This window comes from Kitasatospora sp. NPDC058190 (assembly GCF_042883685.1).
In the GTDB taxonomy this organism is placed as follows: Bacteria; Actinomycetota; Actinomycetes; order Streptomycetales; family Streptomycetaceae; genus Kitasatospora.
The window spans coordinates 170,759-186,072 of the sequence record NZ_JBHVVI010000003.1 but is presented as its reverse complement, the minus strand read 5'-3'; the positions used below and the strand labels follow the sequence as shown (position 1 = coordinate 186,072).

Genomic DNA, 15,314 nt, shown 5'->3' with positions numbered 1-15,314 from the left:
CGGAGGGTGGTGCCCCGGCGCGCGGTGGTGGTGAGGGCGAGGTGAAGTTCGAAGCCACGCCCCGGAACGCGTCCGTGCGTGATCGCGTTCGCGGCGAGCTCGGCGACGATGAGGAGGGCGGAGTAGAACGGCTCGGTGTGTGTGGAGTTCAGCCCCCAGGTGGTGAGTTGACGTCTGGCGATGCGCCGGCAGATGGCGGCGCCCTTGGGTGTGCCGGCGAGGGTGGTGGTGTGGCTGCGGGGGTTGTCGAGGGGGATCTGGGTGGTCATGGGAGAAAGCGTGGCGGCGCGGACGTACGCTGACCATGGGTCCGAGAAGCACAGAGAGTGCTTGTACGGGTGCGGACAGCTTTTTAGTAGACCGAGTGGGATGGTCGCGATGGGTGCAGCACGAGACAACGGAGCGGGCGACGAGACCCGCGAGGACCTGCCGGAGGACTTGGGTGAGGTCTCGGACTTCTTCCGGGCGATTGGCAAGCAGATCAAGCTCTTCCGGGAGAGGGCGGGGCTTACGCAGAAGGAACTGGCCAGGTTGACCGGATACAGCGAGCAGCTGATCGGCGCCGTCGAGCGGGGGGTGCGCACTCCACAGCCGGAGTTGTTGGTCGCGTCGGACAAGATCCTCGACGCTGGCGGTGCATTGGCGATCGCGAAGGATGACGTGATGAGCGCGCGCGCTAAGGCGCGAGTTCGGCATCCGGCCTGGTTCAGGGGCTATGCGGGCTTGGAGCCGGTGGCCATTGAGATCCACGAGTACAGCACACTGCTCATTCCTGGCCTGCTGCAGACTGAGGCCCACGCTCGAGCCCTCTTCGGAATGCGTCAGCCGCTGCTCACCGAGGAAGTGATCGAGGAGCGAGTGACCGCTCGACTGGCACGGCAGGAGATCTTGACTCGATGGCCTCGGGCGATCTTCAGCTGGGTCATCGAGGAGAGCGTCCTCCAGCGCCCATTGGGAGGTTGGGATGTCCATGGAGAACAGCTGCGACACCTTCTGGCAGTGGGAAGGATGCGTGGCATGGCGATCCACATCATGCCCACCGGCAGCGCTGAACACCCGGCCTTGGGCGGGCCCTTCACGCTGATCACCCCCAAGGGTCGCCCGCAGAACGGATACATCGAGGCGCAGCAAAGTAGCCGCTTGATCACGGATCAGGAAGAAGTCCGTATCATGAATGCACGGTACGGCGCTCTCAGAGGGCAATCGCTCGACGTGAGGGAGTCGATGTCCTTGATCGAGAAGGTGCTGGGAGAACGATGAACGCGAATCTGGCGTGGATCAAGAGCAGCTACAGCAGCAATGAGGGTGGTCAGTGCGTCGAGGTCGCCGAGACGCCCGGTGTCGTCCTCGTCCGTGACTCCAAGGACAAGAGCGGGCCCCAACTGACCTTCGACCCCGCCGCCTGGAAGGCGTTCGTGTCGTTCGCCGCAACGGCCGAGGTCTGACCGGATCTCCTCTATCCTGCCGCCATGTTGTCCGTGGTGGTGGCCCCCTGGGCCAGCAATGCCGAGCCGGTGTTCACGCATGCGCCGGACGAACTGCACGATGCTGCAAGCACGATGAAGATCGCGGTGCTCGCCGCACTCACCCGCAGTGGGGCGAACCTCGATGCCGAGGTGCCGGTCGTCAACCATTTCGAGTCCGTCGTGGGTGGGGAGTTCGGCAACGACCCGGACTGGGACAGCGATCCGCTGCCCTGGGAGCTCCTCGGCACCCATGTCCCACTCCGCCTGCTCGCCGAGCGGATGATCACCCACTCCTCGAACCTCGCCACCAACCTCTGCCTGGCCCGCACCGACCAGCGGGCCGTGGCCGAGGTCTGGCGCCAGGCGGGAGCCACCCGCAGCGCGAGCCCGCGCGGGATCGAGGACTACGCGGCGCGCGCTGCGGGCATTCACAACCGGGTCAGCGCCCGCGATCTCGTACGACTCCTCCACTCGCTGGCCGACGAGCCTGAGCTGCTGGGGCTGCTGGAGCGCAACGACTTCCGGGTGGACCTCGCCGCAGGCCTCCCGCCGGGCACCCGGATCGCGTTCAAGAACGGCTGGGTCCCCGGCGCCCGGCACTGCGTCGGCCTGGTCCACCCGTACGACTGCCCGCCGTACCTGATCGCGGTCTGCTACACCGGCCCGCTCGCCTCCGGCGCGGACCGCGACGACCCTGCGGCCCGCCTCCTGGCCCGCATCTCAGCGGAGGTCTGGAAGCGGCGCAAGGAGATCACTCGCTGACCGCGGACCCAGGCCGACGTGCCGGATCACAGGACGACCGCGAGGAATCCCAGTACGTAGGCGACGGCGAAGATGCCCGGAACCCACTGTTCGACGTGGCTCAACGGGAGGTAGCGACGCCAGTCGCGGCCCTCCCCGAGGATTCTCCACTCCGCGCGTGAGTAGGCGTAGGCGGGGAGCCGTTCCTCCAGTGCGCCGATCACCACGAACTTGGCCCCGTTGAGCTGGCGGTACGAACGAACGAGCACGTACCAGGCCGCGCAGGTGGAGACGATGATCACCAGCCCGGGGAGGAGCAGCCCGACCGACAGGTTGTCGCGTATGTCGGGCAGGCGAGTGGCCAGGAAGGTCACGATGGCGCCGTGGAGGGTGAGGAAGAAGGTGTTCGACAGGTTCCGGCGGGCGCTCACCCGGTCGGCCATCTCGACGCACAGTTTGTACTGCTCCAGGACCGCGGCCTGGTAGGCCGCCGTGCTCTCGTAGTCGGACTTGCCCACGTTGTCGTTCCACAGCGATTCCCGGACTTCATCCATGCAGTGCATGATGACCTGTCACATCAGGTACTGGCTATAGGGATCAGCGTTCCTCGGTTCGGGAACGGAGCTCGGCGGAGCGTGGCTTGGGGGGTGGGGCTGACGTGTCTTCGCGTCTTCGGGCGTTCGCCCGGCTGATCACGGTGCTCGCGGTCGCGGCGGCGTACATCGCGCTGCAGGCGACGGTTGCCGTGGGGCTGGACCACCAGGCCGTCGACCGCTTTCGTGATGCCCGCTCGCGAGCCGTCGCGTTCGCCACCGCGCTCGACCGCTACGGAGCGGGGGAGGTCGTCGCACTCGCGGAACTTCGGGAGGGCCAAGCCTGGTTCGGCGCGAACGCGCCGTCGGCGTCGGCCGGAAGCCGGTCCATCACCTCCGCGGCCCTCCGCGACGCGGAGGCGGGCGCGATCACGTCGGCGCGCGGGCGTGCGGCCGGGCTGGCGACGGCGGTCCAACGGGAACAGGCGGGTCAGGGAGGGGATTTGAGTGTCGACCGGCTGACGGCGCTGGTGGCGGGGGCGGTCGCCGCGGTCCTGCTCGGGCCGGCCCTCTCGCTGCGTCGCCGCCGCCGGTCGGGTGCTGCGGAACTCGTGGGTCTCGTCAGCCGGTTCGCCCCGCCGCAGTCGCGGTGGCGTCCGGTGTTCGTGCTGGCCAGCCACATCGGGTACATGTTGTTCGCGGGAGGGTCCTTCACCGTTTCCGCAGCGGAGCGGGACGGGCGCAAGGTGCCGCTGGACCAACAGCTCCTGCTGCTGCTCGGCGGTCTGGCGGCACTGGCTCTCGGGTTTCTGATTCTGCGCCGCTCCCGGGCGCACTCGGCGCGTGGCGCGGCCCAGACGCTTTTGGTGGACGGCCGTAGGCCCGTGCTCTACCTGCGAAGTTTCGACGACGACGAGATCGCCGCCCAGACCGACGACGCGGCGGATGTCAACCTCCATTCCCGGGAGGAACAGTTCGCGCTTGCGCTGGGTGCCGTCGGACCGGTGATCGCGGTGGGGAGGCCCGGGGAGCCCCTGCCCCGACTGGGGGCGGCGCGGTTCTACCTGCCTCTCGACGACTGGCAGCCCACCGTGTTGCGACTGATGGAGATGTCCCAACTCATCGTCCTGCGTCTGGGGCCGGGTGAGGGACTGTGGTGGGAGGTCGAGCAGGCCCGCGCCACACAGCAGCCGGGAAAGCTGATCCTGCTGGCACCGGGCACCCACTGGCCGGAGTTGGCCGTTCGGCTCAATGGCTACCTGCCCGCCCCGTTGCCGCTGGAGGCGGTGGGCGCGAACGTCGACGACGACAACTGGATCTCCGCCGTCATCGCCTTCGACGACGGGTGGACGCCCACGGTGTTCCCGGTCGGGCGCGTCCGCAAGGGGTTTCGGGCCTGGATGTGGCGTGAGGCACTGGGCGCTCTGGAGACGCCGACGGCTCACCTGGCCCGCACGATGCGGCAGGCCCTGGCGTCCGTGGGGCGTCGCAGGCGGACGATGGTCTGGAGGGCCCGATTCGCGACCCAGTTGTCGGTCTGGGTCGGTCTCAGACTGCTCTCGGCGGTGGCCCTCCTGGTGTGGCTGGGGTACCGGGTGCTGCAGTTGGTCGGCTTCCGGTGAGGCGATCGCTGCGACGGCCCGCTCGGGTCGAAGGGAACAAAGCCTCGGTGGAACAGGGGACATGAGAAGGCGACGCGCAGTACCCTGTCCTTCGCCCTGAGCGGTGTGCAGCGGTTCTACGAGCTTCTGGGGGAAGCGTGGACAGTCCGCAGCAAGACGCGCCTTTGAGCGCGGGCCCGGTTGGCGCGCAGCGGCACAGGGCCGTGGTCGGCCTGGGCGTCGCGGCGACGGTACTGATCCTGGCGACGCTCGTGTACGACGTGTTGTTGACGGTGGCGGACTGGCGCGTCTACCTCGTCGTCGAGGACTACCTTGCCGGGAAGGCGACGGCCGACGAGGTTCTGGCGGCTGACGACTTCTCGGGCAACTTCACGCTGATGACGGGTCTGGCGGTGATGGTGGCGGCGGGTCTGGTGTTCATGGTCTGGCTGTGGCGGGCACGGATCAATGCCGAGAGGCTCGCCGGACGAGGCAGCCAGCGGCGCGCCCGGGCCTGGGTGGTCGCTGGCTGGACCGTCCCGGTGGCCAATCTGTGGGTCCCGTACCAGGTCGTGTCGGACGTCTGGCGGGCCAGCTCGCCAGGACGGAAGGCCTCCCGAGGCCTCATCTCCGTCTGGTGGGCGGCCTGGGTGCTCGGCGGGGTCATCAGCCGGGCCTATCTCTACCTGGTCGAGAAGGACAGGCTCACGGAGGACGACCTACGCCAGGCGGCGGTTCTGTCCACCGTGACCTTGGTGGCCGACCTGGTCGCCGGCGCGGTGATCATCCACGTCCTCAACCGGATCAGCTCCTGGCAGACCCAGCGACGTTCCCACAGCGTGCCCTCCCGGTCGTGATCGGCTCGCTCCGGGGTCGGAACGCGCGTCCCCGAACGGATCCTCATCAGGGCGGCCGCCAGCGTGCAGCGCGGTCCCGCACGGGCACAACCCGTGCGGGACCATACGGGCGAGTTTCAGTACGGCTTGACCAGCACGTGGGCCGCGCCCGGGATGCCGACCTTCAGCAGCTCGTCCTCCTCCGGCGTCGTCTCCGTCCCCGTCTCCTGCTTGAGGATCGCCCGGGACATCGCCTGCACCCACATGGCGCGCGGGCGGCGCCTGGTCTCCCACGCCGCGAGCGCGGCCGGGACGGAGTCCGCCGCGTCCAGGCTCTCGGCCAGCACGAGGGCGTCCTCGACGGCCATGGCGGCGCCCTGGGCCAGGTGCGGGGTGGAGGCGTGGGCGGCATCGCCGGCCAGGGTGATCCGGCCGACGTGCCAGGGCTCCTCGACGGTGACCTGGGAGATCCGGGAGTAGACGACCGCCGCCGGGTCGGTGACCTGGGCGAGGGCTTCGGCGATCGGGCCGCCGAAGCCGGCCAGGCGCTCCCGCAGCTGCTCATGGGCGGTCGACGGGTCCGGGCGGAAGTCCTCGGCCTCGGCGAACACCGAGCCCAGGTACATGAGTTCGTCGCTGATCGGGGTGAGCAGCGCCTTGGCCTCGAGGTTGCCCGCTGACATCACCACGCCCTGGACCTCGGGCGAACGGGGTAGCGTGACGCGCCAGTTGGCGAAGCCGGTGTACTCCGGGGCGTACTTCTCCCCGTACAGGTGCTTGCGCAGCGGCGAGCCGATGCCGTCGAAGCCGACGACCAGGTCGTAGCGGCCGCCGTGCCCGCCGGTGAGGGTGACGTCGACGCCGGAACCGTCGTCCTTGACCGACTCGATCGTCGTCCCGAAGCGGACGACGGCGCCCGCAGAGGTCGCGGCGGCGGCGAGGACCCGGGCCAGGGCGGGGCGCGGGATGCCGTTGCTGGAGGGGGCGTCGCCCATCCGGGGCTGGGGGATCCGGGCGAGGGTGGCGCCGGCCGGGTCGCAGATGGTCAGCACCTCCCACTCGAAGCCGACCGCCAGGCACTCGTCCAGCACGCCGATCTCGCGCATCACGTGCAGGGCGTTGGAGGGCTGGACGATGCCGACGCCGAGCGCCTCCAGCCGGCCGCGCAGTTCGGCGACCTCGACGTGGTGGCCGCGGCGGGCGAGGGCGGTGGCGAGGGTGAGGCCGCCGATGCCGCCACCGTGGACGAGGACGCGCAGAGGTGTGGTCATGAGGGGCTCCAAAAGGGCTCAGCCGACGGGGGCGACGGCGGCGAGGTCCATCAGGTGGTCGACCAGGGCGAGCAGCAGATCGCGGCCGAAGGCGCGCTCGCGGACGTCGCCGATCAGCATCGGGACCTGCGGGTCGAGGTCGAGCGCGGCCCGGATCTCGTCCGGGGTGCGGGTGTTGTGGTTGTGGAAGCAGTTGATCGCGACCACGAACGGGATGCCCCGGCTCTCGAAGAAGTCGATGGACGCGAAGCTGGTCTCCAGCCGCCGGGTGTCGGCGATGACGATCCCGCCGAGGGCGCCGTTGACCAGGTCGTTCCACATGAACCAGAAACGCTCCTGCCCGGGCGTGCCGAACAGGTAGACCACCAGCTCGGGGCTGATGGTGATCCGGCCGAAGTCCAGGGCGACGGTGGTGGTGTCCTTCTGGTCGACGCCGGCCAGGTCGTCCACGCCGACGCTGGCGGTGGTCAGGTACTCCTCGGTGCGCAGCGGGGTGACCTCGCTGACCGAGCCGACCAGGGTGGTCTTGCCGACGCCGAAGCCGCCCGCGATCAGGATCTTGACGGCGGCCGGGGCGGCGGCGGGGGCGGCGGCGAGTCCGTCAACCGAACTGCTGGAGTGGGGTGTTGCCATGTTCAAAGTCTCCGGAGTCCTTCGCGTACGGCCGTGAGCAGGCCGAGGTCCACGCCCCCGGCGGCGCGGGCCACCGAGAGCGGTGCCCGGGCCTTCAGCAGGCCCTGGGCGACCAGGTCGCCCAGCAGGATCTTGGTGACCGAGACCGGGAGGTCCAGGCCGGCCGCCACCTCGGCGACGGCTGCCGGGCGCCGGCAGCGGTCGAGGATCAGCCGGTGCTCGGGCTGGAGGCCGCGGGCACCGGCGCGGCTGCCCCGCGCCAGGGCCGCGTCGGCCTCCTCGTCGATCGTGGTGAGCACGGTGATCAGGGTGAGGTCGTCGCGCTCGGGGGCGGTCCGGCCGCGGGTGATGGTGTACGGGCGCACCATGATGCCCGTCTCGTCCTCCGCCTCCGGCTCCTCCAGCTCGCTCCAGTGCGGCACGTGCGGCACCCGGCCGCGCGCCCGGCCGTCCCCCGGCTCGCTGTACGGGCCCACGCGGCCGTCAGCCCCGGTTCCGGCTGGCGAAGACGTCGAAGGACGCAGGCGCGGCCTCGGCCCGGCTCGGGGTGGTGAGCTTCTGGCCGACCTGCTGCACCAGGGTGTGCATCGCGACGGACATCACCTCGGCGTCCACCTCCTGGGAGGCGACCACGGCCAGGTGGGTGCCCTGGGCGGCGGCGATGACGAACAGCCAGCACTCGGCGAGCTCGACGATCACCTGGTGCACCGGCCCGCCGTCGAAGAGCTGGCCGACGCCCCGGGCGAGCGACTGCTGCCCGGTGGCGACGGCGGCCAGGCGTTCGGCGTCGGCCCGCTCGATGGTGCGGGAGTGGCTGACCACGAGGCCGTCGTCGGAGAGCAGGACGGCGTTGCGGGTCCCGGGCACCGAGTCGACGAGTCCGTCCAGCAGCCAGTCCAGGTCCTGGTGGGTGGCGATCGTGCGGTTCATGGCCTGTCTTCCGTTCGTGGGGTTCGGGGTTCCGCGGCCGGCAGGGCCCAGGGGGACGCGACGGACGCGGAGGCGGGGGGACCGGCGGGCGTGCTGGGGGGAGCCGGCGGGGTGGCGGCGGCCCGGGGCAGCGGGTGCTCGCCGCTGTCCTGGGCCCGGGCGGCGCGGGACTGGCGCTGGAAGGCGCCGATGGTGGCGCCGGAGCGGCGGACCGGACGCCCGGAGCGGTTCGGCTGGCCGGGCTGGTCGGCCTGGTCGAGCCGGTCGAGCCGGTGGAACGGGCCGCCGACGGGCTGCTCGTCGGCCGGCTGCCCGTCGGCCGGGTCGACCCACTGCTGCCGGGTCGGCGGCGGCACCCGCAGCTCGGCGGCCAGACTGGCCTGGCGGACCCGCTGCGGCAGCGGAGGCTGCCCGCCCTCGACCGGGCTCACCGGCACGGCGGAGGGGTACTCGCGGGGCTGCCGCCGCTCGGCCAGCCGGTAGTGGTCGGCCGGGCGGTACTGCTCGTCGGCGTACGGGGCCTCGGCCTCGGTGACCCGGGCGTAGGCGATGTCCGGGTAGGCGGGGGCGTCGTGCGCGGGCGAGGCGTCGTGCGCGGCCTGAGCCTGACAGGCCGGGGACGGGTCGGCGGGGGAGCTGTGCTCGATGGGCGGCTCGTTCGCCTGCTCCTGCTGCGCGGTCTGTCCCTGCACCGCCTGCTGCTGGAAGGCGGTCTCCTGGAACGTCGGTTCCTGGAACGTCGGCTCCTGGAAAGCGGGCGCGACGGCTTCGACGGGCCCGAAGGAGTCCACCGGTGCGACCGGCGGCCCCACCGGCACCGCGGGCTGCGGCGGCTCGTCGGAGGCGGAGCGCACCGCCCGGCGGGAGCGCCGGACCAGCGGGATCGGCTCGGCGGGCGCGGTGTCCGGCAGGAGCCCGGCGTCGCCGTCGATGACCAGTTCGTCCGGGACGAGCACGACCACCCGGGTGCCGCCGAAGGCCGATGGCCGGAACTCGACCTTCAGCCCGGTCAGCGCGGCGAGGCGGGCGACCACGTGGAAGCCGAGCCGGATGTCGTCGGCGCGGGCCAGCACGTCGGTGCGCGGCGGGCGGCTCATCAGCTCGTTGGCCGCGTCGTACTGCCCCGGGTCCATGCCCAGGCCCCGGTCCTCGATCTCGACCGCGAGCCCGCGTCCGACCATGGCGGCCCGGACCTCGACCGGGGTGGGCGGCTTGGAGAAGGTGGTGGCGTTCTCCATCAGCTCGGCCAGCACGTGCGCGACCGGCCCGACGGCCCGCTCGGAGATCCACGGGTGGCCCTCGACGTCGATCATGATCCGGCGGTAGTCCTGCACCTCGCCCTGGGCGGAGCGCAGCACGTCCAGCAGCGGGACGGGCTTGCGCCAGCGCCGCTGCGGCTGGCCGCCGGCCATGATGACGAGGTTCTCCTCGTAGCGGCGCAGGCGGGCGGTGAGGTGGTCGAGGTCGAACAGGCCCTCCAGGACCTCCGGGTCCTCGTGCTTGCGCTCCAGCTCGTCCAGCTTGCGCAGCTGGCGCCCGATCAGCAGCTGGGTGCGGCGGGCGATGCGCTGGAGGAGGCGCTCGAAGCCGCGGTGCTGCTCGGCCTGCCGGACGGCGGCCTCCAGCGCGGCGGAGCGGGCCAGGTTGAGCGCCTGGCCGAGGCGGGCGAGCTCGTCGGCGCCGTTGCCGTGCGCCCCGGTGGTGACGGCGCGGGTCTCGGCCTCGACGTCGACCTGCTCGCCGCGGCCGAGGCGGTCGACCACCTCGGGCAGGGTGCGTTCCATCTCCTCGGCCTGGGTCTGCATCTCCTTGATCCGGCGGCGCAGCGAGCGGCTGATCCGCCAGGAGGAGATGACGACGGCGACCACGGTGATCAGGCCGATGACGGTGGTGAGTACGACCCGGGTGAGCAGGCCGAGGACGGCGCCCTTGCCGACCTCGACGATGGCGCTGGTGCGGGCCTCGATGGCCTTGACGAGCTGCGGGTTGAGCTGGTCGACGGCCTGGCGCCACTGGTCCTGGGCGGGTGGCAGTCTGACGGTGCCGTTGGCGTCGGCGGCGGTCGGCCTGGTGAGCTGCTGCTCGACGGCGGTCTTGGCCTGCCAGGCCGGACTGTTCATCAGGTCGTGCCAGGCGCCGGCCTCGCCGGCCGGTACGTACGGGACGACCTGGACGGTGAACAGGTGCTCCTGGGAGCCGATCAGCTGCTGGACCTGCTGGTAGTCGGCGGCGCTGAGGCGTCCGCCGGGCCAGCCGCGGGCCAGGATGGCGTCCTCGCGGGCCAGCATCTCCTTGGCCCAGAAGGAGTTGACCAGGGTCTTGGACACCCAGGTGACCTCGCCCGTGTCGACGTGGCTGAGCGCGGTGAACAGCCGCAGGTCGACGGAGATCAGGTCGGTGTAGTAGGCGAAGACCGTCTGCTGGTCGACGGAGCCCTTGTCCACGGCGGCGCGCTCTTCGGCCAGCTTGCCCATCGCCTGCCGGGCCTCGGCGACGGCGGTGCGCACGTCGTCGGGGGCGTTGTCGGCGGTCTCGCCGGACAGCGCCTGGAACTGGCGCACCGCGTCGTCGGTCAACTGCCGCTGGTGGCGTAGCTGGTCGGCGTTGGCGCCGGGTCTGGCGAGCGCCTCGGCGCTGAGCCGGCGCTCCTCCTGGAGGTTGTAGTAGACGATGTTGGACGGCTGGCCGGCCTTCTGGGCCAGCATGCCCTGGGCGGCCTGGCGCTGGAAGTCGAGGACGGTCTCACCACTGGTCACCGCCCAGAGGGCGACCAGGGCCAGGCTGGGGACGACGGCCAGGACGAGCAGCGCCCCCCGCAGGGACAGGCGTGGCCGCCTGCGGGGGGCCTTCGGCGCCGGGGGCCGCCGATTCGCACGCGCGCGCAGAGCAGACTCCTTGGGGCTGGCGGCCGGCCGGTGGGAGGCGGGCCGTCCGGGCACGGGCTTTTGACGAGGCGATACTAGTCATATCGTGTGATTGGCGTGAATGCCCGTTCGCTGCCTGGGCGGTGCTTGCGCACCAGTTGGGCACAATGTCACCCACGCGTTGACCGTTTGTGTCCGAAGCAGCCTGATTCGGCAGTGCCCGACACAGTGTCAATGACGCGCGCTGACGCCGGATGGCCGTCGTGTGAAAACTGTGTGACGTCCCGCTCGGGGTGGCGCTGCCAGGAGCTGAGCAGTCGGGCGCGGGTCGCCTCCAGCTCACGGCGGGGGTGCGGGCGGTGCTGAGCGCGGCCGGGCGTGCTGCGGCCGGGACGGGGAAGGCATGATGGAGCGATGACCTCCTCCCTCCCCGCCCGAAGCCTCGCGGTCGCCGAGGCGCTGGCGGCGGCCGGCGTCTCCGGTGAGATCGTCGTCCTGCCCGACTCCGCCCGGACGGCAGCCGAGGCCGCCGCCGCCCTCGGCTGCGAGGTCGGCGCGATCGCCAACAGCCTGGTGTTCAGCTGCGACGGCGAGCCGCTGCTGGTGATGACCAGCGGCTCCCACCGGGTCGACACCGCCTACCTGGCCGCGCGGTTGGGCGCCGACGCGATCGACCGGGCCTCCGCCGCCCAGGTCCGGGAGGCCACCGGCCAGGCCATCGGCGGTGTCGCCCCCACCGGCCACCCGGCGCCGCTGCGCACGGTCGTCGACACCGCACTACAGCGGTACGAGGTGCTGTGGGCGGCCGCCGGACACCCCCACACCGTCGTGCCGATGACGTACGAGGAACTGCTGCGGGTGACGGCCGGCACCCCGAGCGCCGTGGTGGCGACGGACTGACGCGGGAGGAGGGCGGCTCGTCGGACGCCGACGGGCCGCTCTCCCGCCGTTCCCGGTCCGGTTCCGCGCCGCCCTGGGGGATCAGAGTGTCCCGTCCAGGCCGTTGACCAACAGCACCACCCCGTGCGTCGCCGCCAGCCGGTCGGCGGCGATCCCGCGGCGTCCGGACGGCTACCTGGCCGCCCGCGGCGACCGTTTCGACGGCGCGACGATCGATCGCGTCCTCGACCGTCCGAACCTCATGACCGCAGCATCTTAAACAAGTTGACGAGGAGCCACCATGCCTGCCCTGCTCATCCTGAACTACGACGTGACCGACCCCGAGCGCCTGGACGCCTACCGCCAGGCCGCCGCCCCCGTCCTGCTCGGCCCGGGCGCCGGCGAGCTCCTCGCCAGTACCGACCGGACCGTCCACCTCCACGAGGGCGGCCGCCCGTCCGGCGGCACCCACACCGTCGTGCTGCGCTTCGCCGACGCCGAACAGGCCCGCGCCGTCTACGAGTCCGAGGACTACCGGGCGCTGCTGGAGGAACGCCTCGCGGCCACCCTCCCGCACACCGCGATGATCGTTCCCACCCTGTAGGCGGCTGACGCCAAGGGGTTGGCCTGCCCGGGCCGAACCCGACCTCGACGCCCCCGGATCCCTCTCCCGGGGTGTCGGGCCGGTGAGGTCCACTGCCGTCGGATTGGCCGTTGAAAGATCCACCCCCAGGGCCGATCGTTGGTGTTTCGGGTACGTCAATGGGAGTGGCACATGGGCATATTCGGCCGGAAGAAGAACCAGCCCTCGGCGGCCGGGCTCGACATCGGCGGCGGCACGCGCCTGCACATCGAGGCCTCGCCGGCGGAGATCAAGCGGATCGCCAAGGACATGCGACGCCGGGCCGAGGCCGGGGACGTCGAGGCGATGGGCCACCTGGGGCGGATCCTCGAGTACCAGGGCAAGGTGGCGGAGGCCATGCTCTGGCACCGGCAGGCCGCCGCCGGCGGGGAGGTGGAATCGGCGGTCTGGCTCGCCGGCCGGCTGGTCGCCCAGGGGCAGCACCACCAGGCCGTCGAGTACCTGCGCATCGCCGTCCACGGCGGCTACCTCCCGGCCGCCTTCAACCTCGGTGCCCTTCTGCTCGCCCAGGACGAGCACAGCGAGGAGGGCGCCCGCTGGATGCTGCGGGCCGCCGAGTCGGGCCACCAGAAGGCGATCGAGTACCTGGGCCTCGACATGGCGAAGCTCCGGGCCGCACGGGAGTCCGTCGCGTCGGACGTGGCCGAGGCGGAGCGGGGCGACGCGGCCGCCGCGCACCGGGCGGCCATGAACCTGCTGGACCTCGCCGAGGGCGAGGAGGCCGAGCGCTGGCTGGAGGTCGCCGCGAGGGGCGGGATCGTCGACGCCGCCTGGGAGTTGGCGCTGCGACTGCGCGACCGGGGTGAGACCGGGCGGGCCCTGGAGCTGCTGGAGCAGGCCGGCCGGGGCGGCCGTGCGGGGGCCGCCAAGCTCGCCGGGCTCTGGCTGTACGAGGACGGCGACCCGGCGGGCGCGGTGCCGCTGCTGCGTCGGGCGGTGCAGGAGGGGGAACAGCTGATCACCCCGATCCTCGGCGCCGCGCTCAGTGCCGCAGGCGACCTGGACGGCGCGGAGGCGGTGCTGCGTCCGGCCGCCGAGGCGGGCGACTGGCAGGCGCAGTTCAACCTGCTGTCCGTCCTCCAGCAGCAGGCGGCCCGCGCCGGGGCAAAGCCGTCGGAGGAGATGTGGGACCTGCTCGGGCGGGCCTCGCTCGGTGTGCACGCGGACGCACAGGGGCGGCTGGATGCCGGAAAGCCCGAGCAGGCCGCCGCCCTGCTGCGGGTGGCCGCCCGGGCCGGCGACCCGGCGGCGCAGCGGTCACTGGCGAAGGTGCTGCTGGCGATGGACCCGAACGATCCCGAGGGGCGGGAGTGGCTGAAGCGCTCCGGCGGCCGGTCCTGACCGGCTTAATCGCTGGTCACGGGGCTGCCGGGTGCGCCAGGATGCCGTCATGGACGCCGTATTCACCCTGGCCTGGCAGCACGCCGCCGGCCTGGTGTGCCCCGAGGACCTGCCGATGGCCGCCGCCGAGCTGCTGGCGGCGGGCGAGGACTCGCCCGCCCTGTGCGACCTCGCGGGGCGGGGCCGGGGCGAGCCGACGGCCGACCTGGAGGAGCTGTTCCGGGAGGCGTTGGAGGAGCTGGGCGTTCCGTGCCCGGACAGCGGCCTCGCCGAGCGCTGTCTGCTCCGCTCTCTGGCGGCCGGGGTGGTCGCGGGCGAGGTGACGCCCAAGGAGGCGGCCGGCAGGGCCTGGCTCGGCATGGGGGAGACCGCCACCGATGTGGAGTGGCAGTTCGCCGAGGCGGTCCTCCGGATGTGCTGCTCCTCCTGTCTGGTGGAAGTGGAGACCTACAACGCCGAGGCCTACCAGGCCTGGGAGCAGGAGGTCTCGGCGGCCGCGGCCATCCTGGCGGCGGCCGCCGACAGTCCGCTCGGTTGGACGCGAAGGCGATGAACGCCCGCCAGGCGCGGACGGTTCGACGCTACGCCGCCGATCGGGTTGCCGTGTCCGAAACCGTTGGTCCGGCGCGGTATCGGCCGTCAGACTTCCCGCTATGCATGGGTTGATCGAGCAGATGGCGGGCCGGCTGGCCGAAGTCCCGGGCGTGGTGGGGGTGATGCTCGGTGGGAGCCGGGCACGTGGTACGCACCGGCCGGATTCGGACTGGGACCTCGGGGTCTACTACCGCGGTGAGCTGGACCTCGCCGCGCTGCGGGAGTTGGCCGGGCCGGAGGTGGAGGTGGCCGGGCCCGGCGACTGGGGGCCGTGGGTGAACGGCGGGGCGTGGTTGCGGGTCGACGGAGTCGCCGTCGACTGGATCCTGCGGGACCTCGACCGGGTCGAGCGGGTGTGGGCGGACTGCCGGGAGGGCCGGTACGAGGTGGGCGTACAGGCCGGGCATCCGCTCGGCTTCTGGTCGCCGTGCTACGCCGGCGAGGTCGCGCTCGGGCGCGTACTCGTCGATCCCGCAGGAGAGTTGGCAGCGCTGCAGGCGCAGACCGCCGCGTACCCCGAGCCGCTGCGCGCAGCGCTGACGGCGGGCGTCTGGGAGGCGGAGTTCCTGGTCGGCGGCGCGGCCAAGGGGGCGGCGCGCGGTGACACCCTGTACGTCGCGCTCTGCCTGTCCCGGGCGGTCGGGGTGCTGGTGCAGGCGCTGTACGCGCGCAACCGGCACTGGTGCCTCAACGAGAAGGGCGCGCTGGCCGTCGCCGCGCAACTGCCCGCCGCGCCAAGGGGGTTCGGGTCTCGGGTGCGAGGCCTGCTGGGTGCGGTGGGGGAGGGGCCCGAGGAACTGACGCAGACCGTGGAGCGGGCGCGGAAGCTGGTCGAGGAGGCCGTGGCGGCGCTGCGAAGCTGATGGGGATCGATCACCCACTCCCCGCCACTCTCAACTTATAGCGCGCGGGGGGCCTTGCCGCAAGGCCCCGGTCATGTCGCAGAATCTCCAACTCCTGGGCAGCCAGGGGGAACGGGAGA

The 15,314-nt window shown here is 72.0% G+C and carries 17 protein-coding genes and 1 pseudogene; 11 read left to right on the top strand and 7 right to left on the bottom strand.

Annotated features, from left to right (window positions below):
- A pseudogene (locus ACFVWU_RS02740) lies at positions 1-269 on the bottom strand (ATP-binding protein); the annotation flags it as partial.
- 100 nt (positions 270-369) lie between these two features.
- On the opposite strand from ACFVWU_RS02740, the gene ACFVWU_RS02735 reads away from it, so the two are divergent.
- From ACFVWU_RS02735 to ACFVWU_RS02725, 3 genes are read left to right on the top strand one after another with little or no spacing between them, the layout of a single operon-like run.
- Positions 370-1,260 carry a Scr1 family TA system antitoxin-like transcriptional regulator gene (locus ACFVWU_RS02735; RefSeq protein WP_387614516.1) on the top strand — a complete coding sequence of 297 codons (891 nt, stop codon included), beginning with the start codon at positions 370-372 and terminating at the stop codon, positions 1,258-1,260.
- On the top strand, positions 1,257-1,445 hold the full coding sequence (locus ACFVWU_RS02730; protein WP_387614513.1) for a DUF397 domain-containing protein: 189 nt from the start codon (positions 1,257-1,259) through the stop codon (positions 1,443-1,445). The genes ACFVWU_RS02735 and ACFVWU_RS02730 overlap by 4 nt, the downstream gene beginning before the upstream one ends.
- A gap of 24 nt (positions 1,446-1,469) precedes the next feature.
- Positions 1,470-2,228 (top strand): serine hydrolase, encoded by a 759-nt coding sequence (locus ACFVWU_RS02725; protein ID WP_387614510.1) that lies wholly within the window; start codon positions 1,470-1,472, stop codon positions 2,226-2,228.
- Between the two features lie 26 nt (positions 2,229-2,254).
- Here the strand turns inward: ACFVWU_RS02725 and ACFVWU_RS02720 are convergent, their stop codons facing one another.
- Positions 2,255-2,761, bottom strand: a complete 507-nt coding sequence (locus ACFVWU_RS02720; protein ID WP_387614507.1) for a hypothetical protein — start codon at positions 2,759-2,761, stop codon at positions 2,255-2,257.
- Between the two features lie 104 nt (positions 2,762-2,865).
- Between ACFVWU_RS02720 and ACFVWU_RS02715 the strand changes: the two genes are divergently transcribed.
- Positions 2,866-4,362 (top strand): transferase, encoded by a 1,497-nt coding sequence (locus tag ACFVWU_RS02715; protein ID WP_387614505.1) that lies wholly within the window; start codon positions 2,866-2,868, stop codon positions 4,360-4,362.
- Between the two features lie 137 nt (positions 4,363-4,499).
- Positions 4,500-5,198, top strand: coding sequence for a DUF4328 domain-containing protein (locus ACFVWU_RS02710; RefSeq protein WP_387614503.1), 699 nt, complete (start codon positions 4,500-4,502; stop codon positions 5,196-5,198).
- Between the two features lie 116 nt (positions 5,199-5,314).
- Here the strand turns inward: ACFVWU_RS02710 and ACFVWU_RS02705 are convergent, their stop codons facing one another.
- The 5 genes from ACFVWU_RS02705 to ACFVWU_RS02685 form a co-directional block, all read right to left on the bottom strand.
- Entirely contained in the window at positions 5,315-6,448 is a 1,134-nt protein-coding gene (locus ACFVWU_RS02705) for an FAD-dependent monooxygenase (protein ID WP_387614500.1), read from the bottom strand.
- Positions 6,449-6,466: 18 nt separating this feature from the next.
- Positions 6,467-7,081 carry an ATP/GTP-binding protein gene (locus ACFVWU_RS02700; protein ID WP_387614497.1) on the bottom strand — a complete coding sequence of 205 codons (615 nt, stop codon included), beginning with the start codon at positions 7,079-7,081 and terminating at the stop codon, positions 6,467-6,469.
- Between the two features lie 2 nt (positions 7,082-7,083).
- The gene (locus ACFVWU_RS02695) at positions 7,084-7,449 is read right to left on the bottom strand and encodes a DUF742 domain-containing protein (RefSeq protein WP_380609690.1); all 366 of its coding nucleotides are present in this window, start codon (positions 7,447-7,449) and stop codon (positions 7,084-7,086) included.
- Between the two features lie 115 nt (positions 7,450-7,564).
- On the bottom strand, positions 7,565-8,011 hold the full coding sequence (locus ACFVWU_RS02690) for a roadblock/LC7 domain-containing protein (protein WP_380609617.1): 447 nt from the start codon (positions 8,009-8,011) through the stop codon (positions 7,565-7,567).
- Positions 8,008-10,950 carry a nitrate- and nitrite sensing domain-containing protein gene (locus ACFVWU_RS02685; protein WP_387614494.1) on the bottom strand — a complete coding sequence of 981 codons (2,943 nt, stop codon included), beginning with the start codon at positions 10,948-10,950 and terminating at the stop codon, positions 8,008-8,010. Before ACFVWU_RS02685 ends, ACFVWU_RS02690 begins: the two co-directional genes overlap by 4 nt.
- Positions 10,951-11,289: 339 nt before the next feature.
- Between ACFVWU_RS02685 and ACFVWU_RS02680 the strand changes: the two genes are divergently transcribed.
- The 6 genes from ACFVWU_RS02680 (at position 11,290) to ACFVWU_RS02655 (ending at position 15,195) form a co-directional block, all read left to right on the top strand.
- Positions 11,290-11,775 (top strand): YbaK/EbsC family protein, encoded by a 486-nt coding sequence (locus ACFVWU_RS02680; protein ID WP_387614491.1) that lies wholly within the window; start codon positions 11,290-11,292, stop codon positions 11,773-11,775.
- Between the two features lie 103 nt (positions 11,776-11,878).
- Positions 11,879-12,034: a hypothetical protein gene (locus tag ACFVWU_RS02675; RefSeq protein ID WP_387614488.1), complete on the top strand. Its 156-nt coding sequence runs from the start codon at positions 11,879-11,881 to the stop codon at positions 12,032-12,034.
- Between the two features lie 21 nt (positions 12,035-12,055).
- The gene (locus ACFVWU_RS02670; protein ID WP_387614485.1) at positions 12,056-12,358 is read left to right on the top strand and encodes a DUF1330 domain-containing protein; all 303 of its coding nucleotides are present in this window, start codon (positions 12,056-12,058) and stop codon (positions 12,356-12,358) included.
- 171 nt (positions 12,359-12,529) lie between these two features.
- Complete coding sequence (locus tag ACFVWU_RS02665) at positions 12,530-13,738, top strand: tetratricopeptide repeat protein (protein WP_387614482.1); 1,209 nt, start codon at positions 12,530-12,532, stop codon at positions 13,736-13,738.
- A gap of 49 nt (positions 13,739-13,787) precedes the next feature.
- Complete coding sequence (locus ACFVWU_RS02660; RefSeq protein ID WP_387614479.1) at positions 13,788-14,291, top strand: hypothetical protein; 504 nt, start codon at positions 13,788-13,790, stop codon at positions 14,289-14,291.
- Between the two features lie 100 nt (positions 14,292-14,391).
- Positions 14,392-15,195: a nucleotidyltransferase domain-containing protein gene (locus ACFVWU_RS02655; RefSeq protein ID WP_387614476.1), complete on the top strand. Its 804-nt coding sequence runs from the start codon at positions 14,392-14,394 to the stop codon at positions 15,193-15,195.
- Positions 15,196-15,314 lie beyond the last annotated feature (119 nt).

Bases quoted from the DNA above. Each gene is read 5' to 3' on its own strand.
- ACFVWU_RS02735 (WP_387614516.1), top strand. From the start codon at position 370: ATGGTCGCGATGGGTGCAGCACGAGACAACGGAGCGGGCGACGAGACC.
- ACFVWU_RS02730 (WP_387614513.1), top strand. From the start codon at position 1,257: ATGAACGCGAATCTGGCGTGGATCAAGAGCAGCTACAGCAGCAATGAG.
- ACFVWU_RS02725 (WP_387614510.1), top strand. From the start codon at position 1,470: ATGTTGTCCGTGGTGGTGGCCCCCTGGGCCAGCAATGCCGAGCCGGTG.
- ACFVWU_RS02720 (WP_387614507.1), bottom strand. From the start codon at position 2,761: ATGGATGAAGTCCGGGAATCGCTGTGGAACGACAACGTGGGCAAGTCC.
- ACFVWU_RS02705 (WP_387614500.1), bottom strand. From the start codon at position 6,448: ATGACCACACCTCTGCGCGTCCTCGTCCACGGTGGCGGCATCGGCGGC.
- ACFVWU_RS02700 (WP_387614497.1), bottom strand. From the start codon at position 7,081: ATGGCAACACCCCACTCCAGCAGTTCGGTTGACGGACTCGCCGCCGCC.
- ACFVWU_RS02695 (WP_380609690.1), bottom strand. From the start codon at position 7,449: ATGGTGCGCCCGTACACCATCACCCGCGGCCGGACCGCCCCCGAGCGC.
- ACFVWU_RS02690 (WP_380609617.1), bottom strand. From the start codon at position 8,011: ATGAACCGCACGATCGCCACCCACCAGGACCTGGACTGGCTGCTGGAC.
- ACFVWU_RS02680 (WP_387614491.1), top strand. From the start codon at position 11,290: ATGACCTCCTCCCTCCCCGCCCGAAGCCTCGCGGTCGCCGAGGCGCTG.
- ACFVWU_RS02670 (WP_387614485.1), top strand. From the start codon at position 12,056: ATGCCTGCCCTGCTCATCCTGAACTACGACGTGACCGACCCCGAGCGC.
- ACFVWU_RS02665 (WP_387614482.1), top strand. From the start codon at position 12,530: ATGGGCATATTCGGCCGGAAGAAGAACCAGCCCTCGGCGGCCGGGCTC.
- ACFVWU_RS02660 (WP_387614479.1), top strand. From the start codon at position 13,788: ATGGACGCCGTATTCACCCTGGCCTGGCAGCACGCCGCCGGCCTGGTG.
- ACFVWU_RS02655 (WP_387614476.1), top strand. From the start codon at position 14,392: ATGCATGGGTTGATCGAGCAGATGGCGGGCCGGCTGGCCGAAGTCCCG.